A 17,946-nucleotide genomic window follows, 5' to 3' on the forward strand; every position below is an offset into this window, starting at 1 on the left:
TGTTCGCGAGGCTACGCCGAGCACGAAACACACTCGTTGATCGATGACTTCCGCGTACGTGTATAATATAGCGATTTGAGTCCTACTTTGTGTCCGTAGATGTAGTATTTGGCCAAATCCCTGGTGTTGTCCTTCGAGTTGGTATGCAGGATGGTGGATATGCCTTGATCCACGTGCCGCTGGATAACGGAAACCAGCCGCAATACCTTCATCTGGTCCATGTCGTATGCCGACTTGTAATAGAAGTAGTTGTCGTTGGTGAGGTAGGGCATGGGATAATAGGTGGTACTATCTCCATACTCCCGCACTTCAATGGTGTCTACAATCGGCATAACCGAGGCGGTCGCATTCATGATGTAGGAGGTCGACTGGTTGGGCGCAATAGCGATCCGATAAGCGTGGTATATGCCGTGCTCCTGTACCTGCTGCTTCAATGTTTCCCAATCTTCCATGGAAGGGATGTCGACACCAGCGAACAATTCGGTCACCTTGATGGTAGTGGGGAAGTAATCGCGGGTAATGTATTTGTCGAAGTAGGACCCATCGGCATAAGCCGTTTTCTCAAAGCCTTCGAACGTTTGCTTCCGCTCGCGGGCGATATCCATGGATGCCTGAAGCGAGTAATAGTTGACCATCATGAAAAACACGTTGGCAAAGTCCAGCGCTTCTTCACTTTCATACATGATGAAATTCTTGGCGAGGAAACCGTGTAGGTTCATCGCGCCCAGGCCCACACTGTGTAGTTCGCGGTTGGCCTTCTGGATGGAAGGGACCATGGCGATATCGGTTACATCCGTTACCATGGTAAGCGCACGCATAGCGGTTTTCACGGATTGTTTGATCCGCTTGTTTTCCATCACTGTAGCGATGTTGAGCGAACCGAGGTTGCACGAAATGCCGTATCGGATGGTGTCTTCCTTTCCGTAGATATTGATGTCAGACACCTCGGATACCTGCATGATTTCGGTACAGAGGTTAGAGAATTTTACTTTACCGATGCCGTTCAATGCATGTTGCTTATTGGCATTTTCTTTAAAGAAAATGTACGGGTAGCCACTTTCTTTCTGTGTTTGGGCAATTTTGACCAGCAGGTGGCGTGCATTGATTTTACGTTTCTTTATTTTGGGATTGGTAACGAGCTCGTCATACATTTCGTCCATATCCAAGTTGTCCAGGGGTTGACCATATTCCTGCATCACCGTATGTGGATGGATTAAGTAGCATGGCTCATCCTTTGTTGCCAGTTCCATGAACTTGTCGGGCACGATTACGCCGATAGAGAGCGACTTGATACGGACTTTCTCATCCACATTGATTTTCTTACAATCGAGGAACTCTTCAATATCCGAGTGGAAGATGTTGAGGTATACAGCTCCGGCTCCGGGCCGTTGCCCCAGTTGATTGGCATAGGAGAAGGTATCTTCTAGGATCTTCATGATGGGCAATACGCCACCGGCCCGGCCTTCCACGCCTTTAATGGCCTCGCCACGGGCGCGGATTTTCGAAATATTGAAAGATACACCACCGCCAATGGAAGACAGTTTCATTGCCGAATCTACCGCGTAGCCGATGCCGTTGAGGTTGTCGCCAATTTCGTCGAGGAAACAAGAAACCAATTCCCCCGAGCGTTTTTTTCCTGCATTGAGAAACGTCGGTGTGGCTGGCTGGTATTCTTGGTTGATCAGCAGTTCGGCATATTCCAAGGCTTCATCAACGCCGCCGTGGCGGGCGAGGAATAGCGACACCGCAGCAACGCGGTCTTCGTATCGTTCCAGGAACTTCTCGCCCGAATCATCGCGCAGGGCGTAGCTTTGGAAAAACTTGAAAGCACTCATGAACGAGGCGAAGCGGAATTTTTTGGAAGCGATAAAGTCATACACCCGTTCCATCTCTTCGAAGGTAAACCACTCGTAGAAATTGATGTAATAGTTGTTTTCGATGAGGTAGTCTATTTTTTCTTTGAGGGTGTAAAAGAATACCGTGTTTTTATTGACGTACTCAAGGAAATAAGCGCGCACAGCCTCTTTGTCCTTGTGCAGGCTAAATTCCTCATCGTTCTTGATCATGATTTCGTTATTGAGCAGTATCCAGCTCTTTGCTACCTCGTTTGTTACCATGGTTTCTCCTTGCTTTGATGATGGCGATAAATTCGTTAATGTCTTCATTGGTTCCCGATAGCTCAAATTTCAGTGCTAAGGGGATGTCGTATTCGATGGCAATCTTGTTTCCGGCAACGGCGAAATTCTGTCCCCAATTTCGGTTTCCGCTCGACGAGACGGATAGGATATACGGGCTTGCTTGCTGCAGGAAGTTTTTCGTGGTTTCGGGGATTTCCCCGAACCGTGTGGTGAACGTTACCAAATGACCCTCTTGCACGGCGACCGTATCGGGTTGGATTTTCTGTGTTTCCCATCCCGTTGCTTCGGCCACTTTATGCATGAACCGTTCTACGTTGCCTGTTTTGCTGTCGTAATATATCCGCTCCATTTTCGCGAACCTTTTTAGATGCCAAACCCCCACATACTGAGGGGGTCTTTTTTATTATAATGGTGCCGTACTGCGCAGGTCTGTTGCAGACCCGTTGGGTTTGGCGGGTTATTGTACGGTCAATGCCGATAACTCTTCCGGCTTGAACCCGATGATACGCTGGGTCTCTTGGTCCTGGTTCAGCACAATGACGGTGGGCACGGTACGAACCTTGTATTGGATGGCCAGTTCCGGTTTGTCAAACGGATTCACTTTTTCATAGGAAATACCTCTGCGGTCGAGTAACTCCGACACCTGGTTGCAGGGCGCACAATCGTTTTTTTCGAACTTAATAATCCGTGTCATACGCTATAAAATTTTATTGTTCAACATCTACCGGAAGCAAATCGTCTTTTCGGAACACTTCCGATCATTTTTTTCCGTGTGGTTGGTAAGTTGTAGCCTTTGAACAAATATCAGCTATTTAATTTCAGTTCGGTAGCAATTGTTATCAACAGATGTTGAATTATACACAATGTGGATAATTACGGTGGGTTGTCATAGGTTCAACCGGTTGATTGTTAGTGTGATGTGTTTATTTTAATTGTTTTCACAATTGCTGTTGTGGATAATTGACTACTGTTTTCGGTATGTTTATTGACAGATCAGCAAGTTCATCCAACCGCAATCTTCTCCTGCCATCATATCAGGTATTCAAACAATGTAGGGTCGTTGTTTACTTCCTTGAAATCGAAGCGATTCTTACGCATCCGGTCGACCAACGCGGCGTAATCGGCCGCGTCCTGCAGCTCAATACCTACCAGTGCCGGCCCACGTTCGCGTTGTGTTTTCTTGATGAATTCGAAGCGGGTGATGTCGTCGTGCTGGCCCAATACGTCGTTAACGAATAACTTAAGTGCGCCGGGCCGTTGGGGGAAGCGGACAATGAAGTAGTGTTTCAGTCCTTCGTAGAGCAGGGACAGTTCCTTGATCTCTGCCATGCGGTCGATGTCATTATTACCGCCGCTCACGATGCATACTACTTTTTTACCCCTCACTTGCTCGGCAAAGGCATCGAGTGCTGCAACGGCGAGGGCGCCTGCAGGTTCGGCCACGATGGCGTCTTTATTATACAGTTCGAGGATGGTGGTGCAGATTTTGCCTTCTGGGACAAGCTGTACATTATCCAGCAGTGTGCTTCCGTACCGATAGGTGAGGTTACCGATACGTTTCACCGCCGCGCCATCTACGAAGCGGTTGATTTCGTTGAGGGTTATCGGGCCGCCATTTGCCAATGCGGCTTTCATGGAGGGGGCCCCTTCAGGCTCTACGCCCAGGAGGGCGATTTCCGGCTTCACTTCCTTGAAATAGTTCCCTATTCCCGAGACGAGGCCACCACCGCCGATGGGGACAATAACCATATCGATGTCGGGTTGGTCTTGCAGGATTTCAACGCCCACAGTACCCTGACCTTCGATGATATCGGGGTCGTCAAAGGGATGGATGAAGGTGAGCCCGTGTTCGGCACCGTAGGCCGTAGCAGCCTGTTGGCAGTCGTCAAAGGTGTCGCCGGTCAGGATGATTTCGATACGGTCGCCGCCGAACATCTCCGTTTGGCCGATCTTTTGCCGCGGAGTGGGGCCGGGCATGAATATGACCCCATCGATGCCGAGGCGTTTGCAAGAAAATGCTACTCCTTGTGCATGATTGCCGGCACTGGCACATATCACTCCCTTAGCACGTTCGGCCTCCGTGAGTTTGCTGATTTTGTTGTAAGCACCGCGCAATTTGTAGGAGCGGACTACCTGTAGATCCTCCCGCTTAAGATACACCGCCGCGGCGTGTTTTTCCGACAGCCGCTGGCTATATTGAAGCGGCGTATGGGTTACCACCCCCGCTAAGCGTTCGGCCGCCGCTTCGGTGCGGTGTTTCATGAAGCAGGGGTTTCGACTGCCTCGGCCAGCCTTACTTGTGCTGCCAGCCAATCACCTACTTCACTGGTTTTGTAAGCCTTGTTTTTGCCTGACAGGTCTTCGGTGACAACGCCTTCGGCCAACGATTTATTGACAATGGACCGGATAAGGTCTGCTTCATCAGTAAGGCCAAACACATCTTCTAACAGCATGGCAGCCGATAAGACGGTGGCCAGTGGATTCGCGATGTCTTTACCTGCGGCTTGTGGATAAGACCCGTGTATCGGTTCAAATAGCGAAGTGTGCACGCCAATGGAAGCCGAGGGCATCAGCCCCATGGACCCGGAGATGACGGAAGCCTCATCGGTAAGGATATCACCGAAAAGGTTTTCGGTAATGAGTACATCATAAGCACTGGGCCACTGGACTAACCGCATGGCCACAGCATCTACAAATTCATAGCTTACCTCCACTTCTGGAAAATCCTTTTCCATGTCCTGCACCGTTTCGCGCCATAGGCGGGAACTTTCGAGCACGTTGGCCTTATCTACGCAGCAAAGCTTCTTACTGCGGCTCATGGCCATTTCAAAGCCCAGCTTCGCCAGGCGCTGTACTTCTTCCCGGGTGTAGGTACACGTATCGAACGCGGTGTTGCCACCATCTTTCCTTCCGCGCTCACCAAAGTAGATACCACCGGTAAGTTCCCGGAGGATAATCAGGTCCGTTCCTTCGATGCGTTCCCTCTTTAAGGGTGAATTATCAATAAGTGACGGAAAGGTAAACGTAGGGCGTACGTTGGCAAAAAGACCGAGTTTCTTGCGCATCTTCAACAGCCCTTGCTCCGGGCGCACGGCGGCTTTGGGGTCGTTGTCATAACGGGGATGGCCAATGGCTCCAAACAATACCGCATCGGCCGCCATACAGATTTCGTGTGTTGCCTCCGGATAGGGATCGCCCACGGCGTCGATGGCAACTGCTCCTGTTAAACCAGAGGTCCAGTTCACTTGGTGTCCAAATTTTTCGGCAATCGCGTCGACTACCTTTACCGCTTGGGCAACTACTTCAGGCCCGATTCCGTCGCCGGGCAACTGCGCTATATTCAAATTCATTTTACAAAGTTAAAAGTCAATCTAATGTCTATCGTTTAATGTCTAATTTCCAGCAGGATGTTCAGCATCTTCTGGGTTGCCTTGATGGCCGATACGGTTTGGTCAGAATCCAACCCGCGAGTCGAAAATCTTCTTTTCTGCGTTTGCCAGGTGATGGTGGTCTCGCAGAGCGCATCCGAGCTACTCCCCGGTGCAATGCGGACGTTGTAATCGATCAAGGCCGGTAACCGGATATCATTCTTTGTATAGGCCCTCGACAGTGCATTCATGAAAGCATCGAACTGGCCATCGCCCTGGGCATGTTCTTCAAACAGTTTGCCCTTTATCCGTACAGCAATGGTTGCTGATGGGCGGAGGCCCTGTGCATGGGTGAGCACGTATGATTCCACCAGGATTTGCTGATTCTGGGTGCCGGCGGTCAGCACGTCGGAAATGATATAGGGTAGGTCCTCCGTGGTTACGGTTTCTTTTTTATCACCCAATTCGATAACCCGCTGGGTCACTTTCCTCAGGTCCTCCTCATTCAACTTGAGGCCCAGCTCCTGCAGGTTCTTTTCGATATTGGCTTTTCCCGAGGTTTTCCCCAAGGCATATTTGCGCTTGCGGCCGAAACGTTCGGGCAATAGGTCGTTGAAATAAAGGTTGTGTTTGTTGTCGCCGTCGGCATGGATACCCGCTGTCTGTGTGAATACGTTATCACCTACCACGGGTTTGTTGGCAGGTATGCGCACGCCGGAAAAGTTTTCCACGAGTTTGCTTACGGTATAAATGGCCGATTCGTTGATCCGTAAACTGGCATCGGGTAGTAAGTCATTGATTGCCGCCACGGCACTGGCCAATGGTGCGTTACCGGCCCGTTCGCCCATACCGTTTACGGTAAGGTGCAGTCCGTCGATACCGGCCTTTACGGCTTCCAGTACGTTGGCCGTGCCGAGATCGTAATCGTTGTGCGCATGGAAATCGAAACGCGTTTCGGGGTATTGAGCCCGGATGGCAGCAACAAACGCATAGGTTTCGTTTGGCGAGAGGATGCCGAGGGTATCGGGCAGCATAATCCGCTCGATAGGCTGCGAGGCTAGGAAATCGAGGTATTGCAGCACGTAGTCCGGCGAATGGCGCATACCATTGCTCCAATCTTCGAGATACACGTTTGTGCGGATGCCGTGTTCAGCCGCCGACTCGATGACCGCCGCAATCTCGTCAAAATGTTGCTGCGGGGTTTTCCGCAACTGGTGCGTTAGGTGATTCAGCGAGCCTTTCGTGAGCAGGTTCTGTATGTTGATCCCTGCCTGCCGCATCCAAGTGAGCGACTTGCCACCGTCTACAAACGAGAGGACCTCGACACGGTCCAAGTAGCCGTTATCGGCAGCCCAAGCGGCAACTCCGGTCACACAGTCAAATTCGCCCTGTGAAACCCGGGCTGACGCAATTTCCACCCGATCTACCTGTAGCTCTTCCAAGAGCAGCTGCGCAATGGTCAGTTTTTCTGAAACCGAGAACGACACACCCGATGTTTGTTCGCCATCGCGTAGCGTGGTATCCATGATTTCAATTGTCCTGCCGGCCATGCGTTTACAATGGAAGGGTTTCGGAAAACACTTCGATGTCGGATTTTATATTGAGCAGGTAGTCGATGTCATCGAAGCCATTCGTCATGTTGCTTTTTTTGTAGCTGTTGATGTCGAAAGACTCCTTTTCGCCGGTTGCCAGGATCGTCACGGTCTGTTCGGGCAGGTTAACTTCCAGCTCGGTAGCCGGATCGGCATAAACGGCGGCAAGCACCTTCTCTAGGAAGGGTGCGCTTACCTGTACGGGCAGTACGCCGACATTCAGGCAGTTATTGCGGAAGATATCGGCAAAGAAGCTGGATATTACGCACCGGAAGCCATAATCGTAAACTGCCCACGCCGCATGTTCGCGGGATGAGCCCGAGCCGAAGTTTTTGCCACCGAGGAGGATTTTGCCACTATAGGTTGGATCATTCAATACGAAATCTGCCTTCGGCGTATTATCGGGGTGGTACCGCCAGTCGCGGAAGAGGTTGTCGCCGAATCCTTTACGCTCGGTAGCCTTCAGGAACCGTGCTGGGATGATTTGGTCGGTATCCACATTCTCGATAGGAAGTGGAACCACTGTACTTGTCAATATATTGAAACTGTCGTATGCCATGTTGTTATTGGATAAGGGTTCGTGGATCGGTTACTTTGCCGGTTACGGCGGCAGCCGCCGCCACCAAGGGGCTGGCAAGCAAGGTGCGGGATCCCGGACCTTGCCGGCCTTCGAAGTTACGGTTTGATGTACTTACTGCATATTTGCCAGCGGGGATTTTATCGTCATTCATCGCGAGGCACGCAGAACAACCGGGCTGCCGCAACGTGAAGCCCGCTTCGGTGAGGATATCGAAGATGCCTTCCTCCCGGATCTGTTTTTCGACGACATGCGAGCCAGGTACCAGCCACACCGTTACGTCTTCGGCTTTCCGTTTACCTTTAACAAGCGAAGCAAAGGCGCGGAAGTCCTCTATGCGGCCGTTAGTGCAACTACCTAAGAAAACATAATCGATTTTCTTGCCGACCATGGCTTCACCTTCATGGAAGCCCATGTAACCGAGTGATTTTTCAAACGTTGCCGGTGCTGCTTCCGCCTGTTGGGCATCGGGGATATCGTGGGTAATACCGATACCCATGCCTGGGTTGGTGCCATACGTAATCATGGGCTCGATTTCCGAACCGTCGAACGTGAGTTCTTTGTCGAATTGGGCGTCGGGGTCACTTTTCAGTGTTTTCCAATATTCCATCGCCTTATCCCAGTCTGCTCCTTTCGGACTGAATTCACGGCCTTCGATATAGTTGAACGTGGTCTGGTCGGGTGCGATCATCCCACCGCGCGCACCCATTTCGATGCTGAGGTTACAGACGGTCATCCGGCCTTCCATGCTCATCTGCTCAAATACCGAACCGGCATATTCTACGAAATAGCCAGTAGCACCCGAAGTAGTGAGTTTGGAAATAATGAATAGCGCTACGTCTTTCGGTAACACACCACGGCCTAATGAACCGTTGATGGTGATGCGCATTTTTTTCGGTTTCGGCTGCATAATGCATTGGGTCGAAAGCACCATCTCCACCTCGGAGGTGCCGATACCGAAGGCGATGGTGCCGAAGGCACCATGGGTAGAGGTGTGCGAATCGCCGCATACGATGGTGGCACCGGGTTGCGTAATGCCGTTTTCCGGACCGATCACATGGACAATGCCGTTCTTGTTATGGCCTAATCCCCAATGCGGGATGCCGTATTCCTTGGTGTTCTCTTCCAGTGCCCGCAATTGGTTGGCAGACAGTGGGTCTGCCACGGGCTTGTCTTGGTCTATTGTCGGCGTGTTGTGGTCTGCCGTTGCGAATGTGCGCTCCGGATACAATACACTTATTCCACGTTTCCTGAGTCCAAGAAAGGCAACCGGACTGGTTACCTCATGGATCAAATGCCGATCAATAAATAACACATCAGGCCCTCCTTCGATCTTATGCACGACGTGTGCATCCCACACTTTGTCAAATAATGTCTTACTCATTTCTATAGTTGTTTCGTTTTTTGCTAAATAAACTTGTTCAGTGCATCGAGGTACGCATTTGCGGATGCTCTTACGATATCCGTGCTGAATCCGTAACCCATATAGGATTTGTCTTCGTACACGACTCGCATATCCACTTTGCTGACGTCATCGCAGCCGCCGTGTATGGAATGGATATTGAATTCCTTGATTTCAATGTGTTTACCCGTGATTTCCTCAATGGCCTTAATGGTGGCGCTCACTGGCCCATTGCCGGCAGCGGTGGTTGTAAATTCCTTGCCATTGTGCGCCAATTTGATGTTTGCTATGGGCGTGTCTTGGTCACCGGTAGTTACTTGCAGTGCACTGATGGCCAAGCCATTTTTGAAATTCTCTTCGGCCTTTACACCCATCAGTTGGAGCAGGTCGTCGTCTTTCAGCTCCTTTTTCACATCGGCCAGTTCCAAGAAGCGTTGGTATATCTGGTCGAGGTCGAGCCGGTCACTAGCGTATCCTAAGCGTATTAGGTGATGTTTCAACGCATGCCTGCCGCTCCGGGCGGTTAATATGATCTCCGACTGGTCGATACCGACATCCTCGGGGTTGATGATCTCGTAATTTTCACGGTGTTTGAGCACCCCGTCTTGGTGTATGCCCGAACTATGTGCAAACGCATTTCGCCCAACAATCGCTTTGTTGGGTTGCACCGGCATACGCATCATCCGGCTTACTGTACCGCTGAGTGGATACAGTTGTTTGGTGTTAATTTCTGTGTGAAGATCGAGCGACTGGTGCACTTTCAATGCCATCACAACCTCTTCGAGCGAGGTGTTTCCGGCACGTTCGCCGATGCCGTTGATGGTACACTCTACCTGCCGGGCACCATGCTGCAGGCCAGCCAAACTGTTTGCCGTTGCCAACCCGAGGTCATTGTGGCAATGGACGGAAATGATGGCTTGGTCGATGTTTTTTACATGGTCCTTGAGGTACTTGATTTTGGTACCATATTGTTCGGGGAGGCAGTAGCCGTTGGTGTCCGGTATGTTCACTACGGTTGCACCGGCAGCAATCACCGCTTCAATCATGCGGGCAAGGTACTCATTGTCGGCCCGGCCGGCGTCTTCTGCATAAAACTCAATATCTTCAACGAAACTTTTCGCGTATTTCACGGCTTCGACGGCGCGTTCCAAAATCGCTTCCCGCGTGCTGTTGAATTTGTATTTGATGTGCATGTCTGATGCACCGATGCCTGTATGAATCCGCGGATGCTTCGCATATTTCAGGGCTTCGACGGCGCTGTCGATATCGCCCTTGACAGCCCGCGTAAGTGCACATACCGTTGGGTTGGTTACCAGCTTGGATATTTCTACGACGCTGTTGAAGTCGCCCGGGCTCGAAATCGGGAAACCGGCCTCGATAATATCTACACCCAGCGTCTCCAGCGCTTCAGCAATGATGAGTTTCTCGGGGGTGGTCAATTGTGAACCCGGTACCTGCTCCCCATCCCGGAGAGTAGTGTCAAAAATATATATGCGGTTAGGATCGTGCAACATAATAAGTTGTTTTTTGTTTCTGTTATGTGTTCTCTGATAACCTATTTAGCAAACAAGTTCGTTCGTCTCTTCCATTACTTTAACCTCGCCTTTTTCAAGTACCATCTTCTTTTCCAAACAACTGGGTAACTGGGTTTCGTAGTGGCCGACGTAGATCAGCGTTTTTCCGAAACCGCATAACTCATCAACAACGGCATTGAACAGGGCCGTTTGTGTATGGTCGAGTCCTTGGCAAGGTTCATCCAGTATCAGCAACGGCGGGTTTTTGATCATCGTTCTGGCCAGTAGTACCAACCGCTGTTTCCCTAGGGGCAGTGTAGTAATCAATCGGTCTTTGACGTCTGTAAGTTCAAAGAACGCCAACAGTTGATCGATTTTCTGCTGCTGCTCGTGGCTGACTTGCCTGAACAGGCCAATACTGTCATAGAAACCGGAAGCAACCGCCTGCCATACACGGGCGGTTTTATCAAAATACCAGTGCAGTTCGGGCGAGATGATGCCTATACGTTCCTTAATCTCCCAGATGCTCTCGCCGCTACCACGCGGTTGACCGAAGAGGCTGATGTTATTGGCATACGCCTGCGGGTGGTCGCCCGTAATCAAACTCAATAAGGTCGATTTGCCCGACCCGTTATGCCCTTGGAGCAGCCATCTCTCACCTGCTTTTACCGTCCAATTAATTCCCTTCAGCACCACCTTCTCGCCGTAACGGACATGGATGTTTTCCATGTGCACCATGGTGTCGGACGGTGACGTTGGTGCTTCCCTCAGGAATGCGGGAAGCGGTTGCGGTGTACGCGCAGCATCCATTGAAAAGGCCTGTGCGGTATCTACTCGATTGATTCTCCCGTTCTCAACTTCGGCAAACCGGTTGATGCAGCTGGGCAACTCCGTCTCGTTCGTGACGAGTACCAACTGCACTCCGCTGACTGCAAGCTCATCAAAAAAACCGTTCAACTTTCGACGTGACGCTTTATCCAACCCGGTATAAGGTTCGTCGACAATCAGTAATTGGGGTTTTAGCCATAGTGCTTTAATCAATTGCAATTTCTTGTGTTCGCCACTGGAGAGTTCAATCAGCTGCGTGCCTTTCAAATCAATGAATTCAAAAAGCGTAAGGTACTGTTCGAGGTTCGCAAATGACAAGCCTTCGGATTCGGCGTAAGCGGCTAACTCGGCATATACCGTCAGCGTATCGTTTTTCTGCTGTTTGTTGTATCGCTGTTGGTAATAAAAATTGCGATCTCCTTCCAGGTTGGTAAACTGGTACCAATTGGATACGTATAATGCACGGGCAGGTAGCGAGGACTGGTGATCAAACCGGGTTTGGATGCTACCACTCGTTTTCTCAAGTCCCGCCAATGCTTTCGCTAGTGCACTTTTTCCCGAACCGCTTTTACCGCCGATGAGCCAGTGTTCTCCGCGATGGATTTGCCAATCCAATTGATCCAATACCACCACCCCTGCATACTGCAGGTTCAATTGGTCGATATGGACGACGGGATCAGTCATTATTTATGCGATACAAATTTACGAAAAATGCCAATAATATGCAATTGTGCCGTTTTTTGGCCTGTTAAACCCATCCGGATCGGGCTCGGTACTTACCGGCTTTTTACCGATCCGGCTAGGGGGGTTCTTAAACTGTTTTTATTGCCTTCATCGCGGTCATGGCCTTGCGTAATACGGCGCCCACTTTTTCAACAGGGTGGGTGCGTATGGCTTCGTTCACAGCGATCAATGCTTGATTGTCGACCGCAAGGTCTTTGCCTTCATTGAAGTCCCTGCCGATAATGTCGGTGTCTACGGTTTTCATGAAATCGGCCAGTAGTGGCTTACACGCGTGGTCAAACAGGTAACAGCCGTATTCGGCGGTATCGGAAATCACACGGTTCATTTCGAAGAGCTTTTTACGGGCAATGGTGTTGGCGATCAAGGGTGTCTCGTGCAACGACTCATAGTATGCCGATTCGGGCTTGATGCCGGCCTCAACCATGGTTTCAAACGCGAGCTCGACGCCTGCTTTGATATAGGCGACCATAAATACCGCGTGGTCGAAATATTCCTGTTCGCCGATCTTCACATCGCCGGCAGGTGTTTTTTCAAAGGCGGTCTCGCCGGTGGCGGCACGCCAACCCAAAAGTTGCTTGTCGCCGTTCGCCCAGTCTTCCATCATCGTGCGACTGAATTCGCCGCTCATGATATCGTCCTGGTGTTTTTGGAACAAGGGCCGCATAATCGCCTTCAGCTCTTCCGAAACTTCGAATGCCTTGATTTTAGCTACGTTGCTCAGGCGGTCCATCATGGCGGTCACACCGCCTTGTTTCAACGCTTCGGTGACGACCTCGACGCCATACTGCACCAATTTGGAAGCGTAGCCGGCGTCTATGCCCTTTTCGATCATTTTATCGAACGATAGGATGGATCCGGTTTGCAGCAAGCCGCATAAGATGGTTTGTTCGCCCATCAAGTCGGATTTGACCTCCGCTACGAAAGATGAACGCAATACGCCGGCCTTATGGCCACCTGTTCCTACGCAGTAAGCTTTGGCTTCGGCTAAACCTTTTCCCTGCGGGTCATTCTCGGGATGAACAGCGATGAGTGTCGGTACGCCAAAACCGCGCAAATATTCAGCCCTTACTTCGGAGCCGGGGCATTTCGGAGCGATCATCACGACGGTAATGTCTTTGCGGATCTGCTTTCCTTCTTCAACGATGTTGAAACCGTGTGAATAAGAGAGCGTGGCGCCTTGTTTCATCAGCGGCATCACGGCGTCGATGACCGATGAGTGCTGCTTGTCGGGCGTCAGGTTACTGACCAGATCGGCCGTAGGGATAAGCTCCTCATAGGTGCCTACCGTAAAGTGGTTGTCGGTGGCGTTCTTCCACGAGTCGCGCTTTTGCTCGATGGCTTCCTTACGCAGGGCGTAGGAAACATCCAGTCCGCTGTCTCTTAAATTAAGCCCTTGATTGAGCCCTTGAGCACCACAGCCCACGATAACGATTTTTTTGCCTTTCAATGCGCTGATGCCATCATTGAATTCACTGATATCCATGAATTCGGCAACGCCTAATTGGTTCAATTGTTCTCTAAGAGGGAGGGTGTTGAAATAGTTTGCCATTGTTTTATTTATGTAATTGACTTTTTTGTTTTCGTATGTATTTAGTTGTCGTATCGATGTCGCCGATCACATCGTAAACACTTTATCCTGTTTATCGAGGTACCGGTTCTCCACGATTTCCCCTGCCGGCTCGGCTTCCTCAAACTCCTTCAGCTTTTTATGGAAGCCTTCGCTATCCTTAATGATCGCAATGCGGGCACTCCGCACAAACTCGATGAGGTTATATTCGGCCAATGCTTCTGTAAGCGCATCGATTTCTTCCCGGTGTCCTGCGGTTTCGAATACGGTGTAGTCGTTGCGTATCACCACCGCACTGGCGCCGTATTGGCGCAACAGCCGCTCAACGGGTGCTTTTTCGGTAACTACCTCCGTGGGTACCTTATACAAGGCCTGTTCCTGCCAGATGACCTCGTCGTTGGTGTTGTAATATGCTTTCAATACTTCCACCTGTTTTTCAATCTGCCGGCACAGCTTGCGCACCACTTCTTCCGTTTCAATGGTGACGATGGTGAACCGGTGGATGCCTTCGGCTTCCGAGGGTGATGTGTTGAGGCTCTCGATGTTGATTTTGCGCCGCGAGAAGATGGTGGATATACGGCCGATCATCCCGATGCTGTTTTCCGTATATAAGGTGATGGTATATTCTTGCTTTTCCATGTTTTTAGTCAAAAGTTAATAACCAAGGATCAAAAAACCAATTACTTTAACCTGATTTCACTTACACTGCTTCCTTGGGGCACCATCGGAAAGACGTTATTCTCTTTGCCTACCATCACCTCAAGGAGGTAGGATCCATCATGGTCAATCATTTCCTTTACCGCCTGTGCCAGTTCCGACCGGGCGCTGATGCTGCGGCCGGGTATGCTGTAACCTTTCGCCACGGTAACGAAATCGGGGCTAGTGATGTTGACAAACGAGTACCGCCTATCATTGAAGAGCTGCTGCCATTGACGTACCATCCCCAAAAACTCATTGTTGAGAATGAGGATTTTTACTTTAGCGCCGAATTGCATGATGGTGCCGAACTCCTGAATGGTCATCTGGATGCCACCGTCGCCGATTACGGCGACCACGGTGCGATCGGGTGCACCGTACCAAGCGCCAATCGCTGCGGGTAGCCCAAATCCCATGGTACCCAATCCACCGGAGGTGACATTGCTCTTGGACTGGTTGAATTTCGCGTAGCGGCAGGTCACCATTTGGTGTTGGCCTACATCGGTAACGATGACGGCATCGCCTCCTGTTAGCTCGTTGACGGTCCGGATAACCTCGCCCATGGTCATGATGTCGGTGGTGGGGTTAAGCTCGTTATGGATAACCTCTTTTATTTCCTCCTGCTCCAATTCGCGGAAACGCGCTACCCATTCCTTATGTTCACGCGGAGCTACCAATTCGGTGAGTAGTGGCAGCGTTTCTTTGCAATCTCCCCATACCGGAACCGTTGTTTTTACGTTCTTATCGATTTCGGCCGGATCGATGTCGAGGTGGACCACTTGGGCCTGTTTGGCGTATTTATCCAGTCTACCTGTTACACGGTCGTCAAAGCGCATGCCGATGGCTATAAGTACATCGCAATCGTTTGTGAGCACATTGGGGGCATAGTTGCCGTGCATGCCCAGCATGCCCATGTGCAGTGGGTGGTCGGTTTCCAGCGCGCTCAGCCCCATCACCGTGGCTGCTGCAGGAATTCCGGCTTTTTCAATGAATGTCTTGAACTCCGCCTCTGCCTTGCCCAAGATAACACCTTGACCGAACAGGATAAAAGGCTTTTTGGCCGCGTTGATTAGCTCGGCAGCTTGCTGCACATACTCCCTACGCACAATAGGCTTCGGGCGGTAGCTGCGGATATGGTTACAAACCTGATAGCCTTTATAGTCAAACGATTGGATCTGGGCGTTCTTGGTGATGTCAATCAACACGGGGCCGGGCCGACCGGTGCGTGCTACGTGGAACGCTTTGGCTAATGCCGTGGGGATTTCGCATGCGTCGGTAACCTGGTAGTTCCATTTGGTAACGGGCGCCGTGATATTGATTACATCGGTTTCCTGGAAAGCATCGGTTCCGAGGAGGTGAGCAAACACCTGTCCGGTGATGCAGACAATGGGGTTGCTGTCAATCATGGCGTCGGCAAGGCCAGTCACCAAGTTGGTGGCTCCCGGGCCGCTGGTGGCAAAAACCACCCCCACACGGCCGGATGTACGCGCATAGCCTTGAGCAGCATGGATGCCACCCTGTTCATGCCGTACCAAGATATGCTTTAGCTTTTCATTGTAATCATACAGCGCATCGTATATCGGCATGATAGCACCGCCGGGATAACCGAATATGGTGTATACGCCTTCTGCCAGCAACGCTTCGAGCACGGCCTGTGAACCACTCAATTGGGTGGTTTCGGTTTCGCCTTTCAAATTGCCCTGTGGGTTGTCTTTTGTGATTTCCAACGTGTTCATGGTTTTGTCTTTTTTGCGTTTTGTTCTAGGTTTTATACCTAAAGCTTACTGTCTTTCGACTAATGACTAACGATTACGATTTGAAATTAACATTCATCCGTTACGCAGCCGGAAGCCGCGTCGGCTACCGTCTTCGCGTATTTATAAAGTACACCTTTTGTTACTTTCAAAGCGGGTTTTTCCCATTTGGCTCGGCGTTCCGCGATGATATCGTCGGCTACCATCAGGTTGATGGTGTTGTTGACCGCATCGATAATAATGGTGTCATCGTCCTCAACCAACCCAATTAGCCCGCCTTCGTAGGCTTCGGGCGTGATATGGCCTACCACAAATCCGTGGGTGCCGCCGCTGAAGCGGCCATCGGTAATCAGTGCCACGTTTTTGCCCAAGCCGGCTCCAATGATGGCTGATGTGGGTTTCAGCATTTCCGGCATGCCCGGCGCGCCTTTTGGGCCTTCATTTTGAATGACGACCACATCCCCGGGCTTCACCCGTCCCGATGCCAGACCGGCAATCAGGTCTTTCTCGCCGTCAAATACACGTGCGGGGCCTTCGAAACGCTCTCCTTCTTTTCCCGAAATCTTGGCGACACTGCCTTTTTCAGCAAGGTTGCCGTACAGGATTTGAAGATGCCCTGTTGGTTTGATCGGCTGGTCGAGCGTACGCACGATCGGCTGGTCCATTTCGTTGATAGGCGTAACGTTCGACAGGTTTTCTGCCAGGGTTTGCCCGGTCACGGTCAAGCAATCGCCATGCAACAGCCCTTCATTAAGCAGGTATTTCATCACGGCAGGTACACCGCCATAGTTGTAGAGGTCTTGCATCAGGTATTTTCCACTCGGCTTGAAGTCGGCCAATACCGGAGTGGTATCACTCATCCGCTGGAAATCATCCTGGGTAATGTTGATGCCCACACTTTTACCGATAGCGATGAAATGGAGCACGGCATTGGTGCTGCCACCGAGGATAATAATGACACGCAGTGCATTTTCGAATGCGTCGCGGGTCATGATATCCGACGGCTTGATGTCCCGCTCGAGTAGGATACGGATATATTTACCGGCTTCGCGGCATTCTTGTTTTTTCTCCTCGCTTACGGCGGGATTAGAAGACGAATAGGGGAGGCTCATGCCGAGTGCTTCGATGGCAGCGGCCATGGTGTTCGCGGTATACATGCCGCCGCAGGCGCCTGCGCCAGGGCAGGTGTGTTTGACAATGCCGAGGAAATCTTCATCCGTGAGTTCGCCTGCTATTTTTTGCCCAAGTGCCTCGAAAGCAGATACGATGTTCAGGTCCTGTCCTTTATAGTGGCCCGGGGCGATGGTGCCACCGTACACCATGATAGATGGGCGGTCGAGTCGGGCCATGGCCATAATGGATCCGGGCATGTTTTTGTCGCAGCCGGGGATGGTGATGACACCATCGTAATATTGCCCTCCACAGATGGCTTCGATGCTATCGGCGATGATATCACGGCTCACCAGCGAGTACCGCATGCCATCCGTGCCGTTACTCATACCGTCGCTCACACCAATGGTGTTGAACACAAGGCCTACGAGGTCATTCCCCCATACGCCTTCCTTCACTACCTGGGCGAGGTCGTTGAGGTGCATGTTGCACGTATTTCCGTCGTAGCCCATGCTGGCGATGCCGACTTGTGCTTTCTGCATATCATCGTCCGTCAGACCGATGCCATAGAGCATGGCTTGGGCTGCTGGCTGGGTCTTGTCTTGCGTAAATACCTTGCTGTATTTGTTTAGTTTTGTTGTTTGATTAGTTAGCAT

General features: G+C 50.9%; 14 protein-coding genes. All 14 read right to left on the reverse strand.

What is annotated here, in order from left to right; all coding sequences use genetic code 11:
• Positions 1-11: 11 nt before the first annotated feature.
• The 14 genes from nrdE to ilvD all read right to left on the reverse strand — a co-directional run bounded on the left by nrdE (position 12) and on the right by ilvD (position 17,946).
• Positions 12-2,117: a class 1b ribonucleoside-diphosphate reductase subunit alpha gene (nrdE, locus tag U9S71_RS01825; protein ID WP_326324787.1), complete on the reverse strand. Its 2,106-nt coding sequence runs from the start codon at positions 2,115-2,117 to the stop codon at positions 12-14.
• On the reverse strand, positions 2,074-2,487 hold the full coding sequence (nrdI, locus tag U9S71_RS01830; RefSeq protein WP_326324789.1) for a class Ib ribonucleoside-diphosphate reductase assembly flavoprotein NrdI: 414 nt from the start codon (positions 2,485-2,487) through the stop codon (positions 2,074-2,076). The genes nrdE and nrdI overlap by 44 nt, the downstream gene beginning before the upstream one ends.
• Positions 2,488-2,595: 108 nt before the next feature.
• Complete coding sequence (locus U9S71_RS01835; RefSeq protein WP_326324791.1) at positions 2,596-2,832, reverse strand: glutaredoxin family protein; 237 nt, start codon at positions 2,830-2,832, stop codon at positions 2,596-2,598.
• 335 nt (positions 2,833-3,167) lie between these two features.
• The gene (ilvA, locus tag U9S71_RS01840) at positions 3,168-4,400 is read right to left on the reverse strand and encodes a threonine ammonia-lyase IlvA (protein ID WP_326324793.1); all 1,233 of its coding nucleotides are present in this window, start codon (positions 4,398-4,400) and stop codon (positions 3,168-3,170) included.
• Positions 4,397-5,488: a 3-isopropylmalate dehydrogenase gene (gene leuB / locus U9S71_RS01845; RefSeq protein ID WP_326324794.1), complete on the reverse strand. Its 1,092-nt coding sequence runs from the start codon at positions 5,486-5,488 to the stop codon at positions 4,397-4,399. Before leuB ends, ilvA begins: the two co-directional genes overlap by 4 nt.
• A 35-nt stretch (positions 5,489-5,523) precedes the next feature.
• Positions 5,524-7,056 (reverse strand): hydroxymethylglutaryl-CoA lyase-like TIM-barrel protein, encoded by a 1,533-nt coding sequence (locus tag U9S71_RS01850; RefSeq protein WP_326324795.1) that lies wholly within the window; start codon positions 7,054-7,056, stop codon positions 5,524-5,526.
• A gap of 4 nt (positions 7,057-7,060) precedes the next feature.
• The gene (gene leuD / locus U9S71_RS01855) at positions 7,061-7,657 is read right to left on the reverse strand and encodes a 3-isopropylmalate dehydratase small subunit (protein WP_326324796.1); all 597 of its coding nucleotides are present in this window, start codon (positions 7,655-7,657) and stop codon (positions 7,061-7,063) included.
• Positions 7,658-7,661: 4 nt separating this feature from the next.
• A complete protein-coding gene (gene leuC / locus U9S71_RS01860) occupies positions 7,662-9,059 on the reverse strand; it encodes a 3-isopropylmalate dehydratase large subunit (RefSeq protein WP_326324797.1) in 1,398 nt (465 codons plus the stop codon).
• Between the two features lie 23 nt (positions 9,060-9,082).
• On the reverse strand, positions 9,083-10,591 hold the full coding sequence (locus U9S71_RS01865; protein WP_326324799.1) for a 2-isopropylmalate synthase: 1,509 nt from the start codon (positions 10,589-10,591) through the stop codon (positions 9,083-9,085).
• A 45-nt stretch (positions 10,592-10,636) separates the two neighbouring features.
• Positions 10,637-12,103 (reverse strand): ATP-binding cassette domain-containing protein, encoded by a 1,467-nt coding sequence (locus U9S71_RS01870; RefSeq protein WP_326324801.1) that lies wholly within the window; start codon positions 12,101-12,103, stop codon positions 10,637-10,639.
• A 127-nt stretch (positions 12,104-12,230) separates the two neighbouring features.
• Positions 12,231-13,712 carry a ketol-acid reductoisomerase gene (gene ilvC, locus U9S71_RS01875; protein WP_326324802.1) on the reverse strand — a complete coding sequence of 494 codons (1,482 nt, stop codon included), beginning with the start codon at positions 13,710-13,712 and terminating at the stop codon, positions 12,231-12,233.
• 66 nt (positions 13,713-13,778) lie between these two features.
• Entirely contained in the window at positions 13,779-14,369 is a 591-nt protein-coding gene (gene ilvN / locus U9S71_RS01880) for an acetolactate synthase small subunit (RefSeq protein WP_326324804.1), read from the reverse strand.
• Between the two features lie 41 nt (positions 14,370-14,410).
• Entirely contained in the window at positions 14,411-16,162 is a 1,752-nt protein-coding gene (gene ilvB / locus U9S71_RS01885) for a biosynthetic-type acetolactate synthase large subunit (RefSeq protein WP_326324805.1), read from the reverse strand.
• A gap of 86 nt (positions 16,163-16,248) precedes the next feature.
• Positions 16,249-17,946 (reverse strand): dihydroxy-acid dehydratase, encoded by a 1,698-nt coding sequence (gene ilvD / locus U9S71_RS01890; protein WP_326324806.1) that lies wholly within the window; start codon positions 17,944-17,946, stop codon positions 16,249-16,251.

Source organism: Parapedobacter flavus (assembly GCF_035818675.1).
In the GTDB taxonomy this organism is placed as follows: domain Bacteria; phylum Bacteroidota; class Bacteroidia; order Sphingobacteriales; family Sphingobacteriaceae; genus Parapedobacter; species Parapedobacter flavus.

Bases quoted from the DNA above. Each gene is read 5' to 3' on its own strand.
- nrdE (WP_326324787.1), bottom strand. From the start codon at position 2,117: ATGGTAACAAACGAGGTAGCAAAGAGCTGGATACTGCTCAATAACGAA.
- U9S71_RS01850 (WP_326324795.1), bottom strand. From the start codon at position 7,056: ATGGCCGGCAGGACAATTGAAATCATGGATACCACGCTACGCGATGGC.
- U9S71_RS01870 (WP_326324801.1), bottom strand. From the start codon at position 12,103: ATGACTGATCCCGTCGTCCATATCGACCAATTGAACCTGCAGTATGCA.
- nrdI (WP_326324789.1), bottom strand. From the start codon at position 2,487: ATGGAGCGGATATATTACGACAGCAAAACAGGCAACGTAGAACGGTTC.
- ilvB (WP_326324805.1), bottom strand. From the start codon at position 16,162: ATGAACACGTTGGAAATCACAAAAGACAACCCACAGGGCAATTTGAAA.
- ilvD (WP_326324806.1), bottom strand. From the start codon at position 17,946: ATGCTAACTAATCAAACAACAAAACTAAACAAATACAGCAAGGTATTT.
- ilvN (WP_326324804.1), bottom strand. From the start codon at position 14,369: ATGGAAAAGCAAGAATATACCATCACCTTATATACGGAAAACAGCATC.
- leuC (WP_326324797.1), bottom strand. From the start codon at position 9,059: ATGAGTAAGACATTATTTGACAAAGTGTGGGATGCACACGTCGTGCAT.
- ilvC (WP_326324802.1), bottom strand. From the start codon at position 13,712: ATGGCAAACTATTTCAACACCCTCCCTCTTAGAGAACAATTGAACCAA.
- leuD (WP_326324796.1), bottom strand. From the start codon at position 7,657: ATGGCATACGACAGTTTCAATATATTGACAAGTACAGTGGTTCCACTT.
- U9S71_RS01865 (WP_326324799.1), bottom strand. From the start codon at position 10,591: ATGTTGCACGATCCTAACCGCATATATATTTTTGACACTACTCTCCGG.
- ilvA (WP_326324793.1), bottom strand. From the start codon at position 4,400: ATGAAACACCGCACCGAAGCGGCGGCCGAACGCTTAGCGGGGGTGGTA.
- leuB (WP_326324794.1), bottom strand. From the start codon at position 5,488: ATGAATTTGAATATAGCGCAGTTGCCCGGCGACGGAATCGGGCCTGAA.
- U9S71_RS01835 (WP_326324791.1), bottom strand. From the start codon at position 2,832: ATGACACGGATTATTAAGTTCGAAAAAAACGATTGTGCGCCCTGCAAC.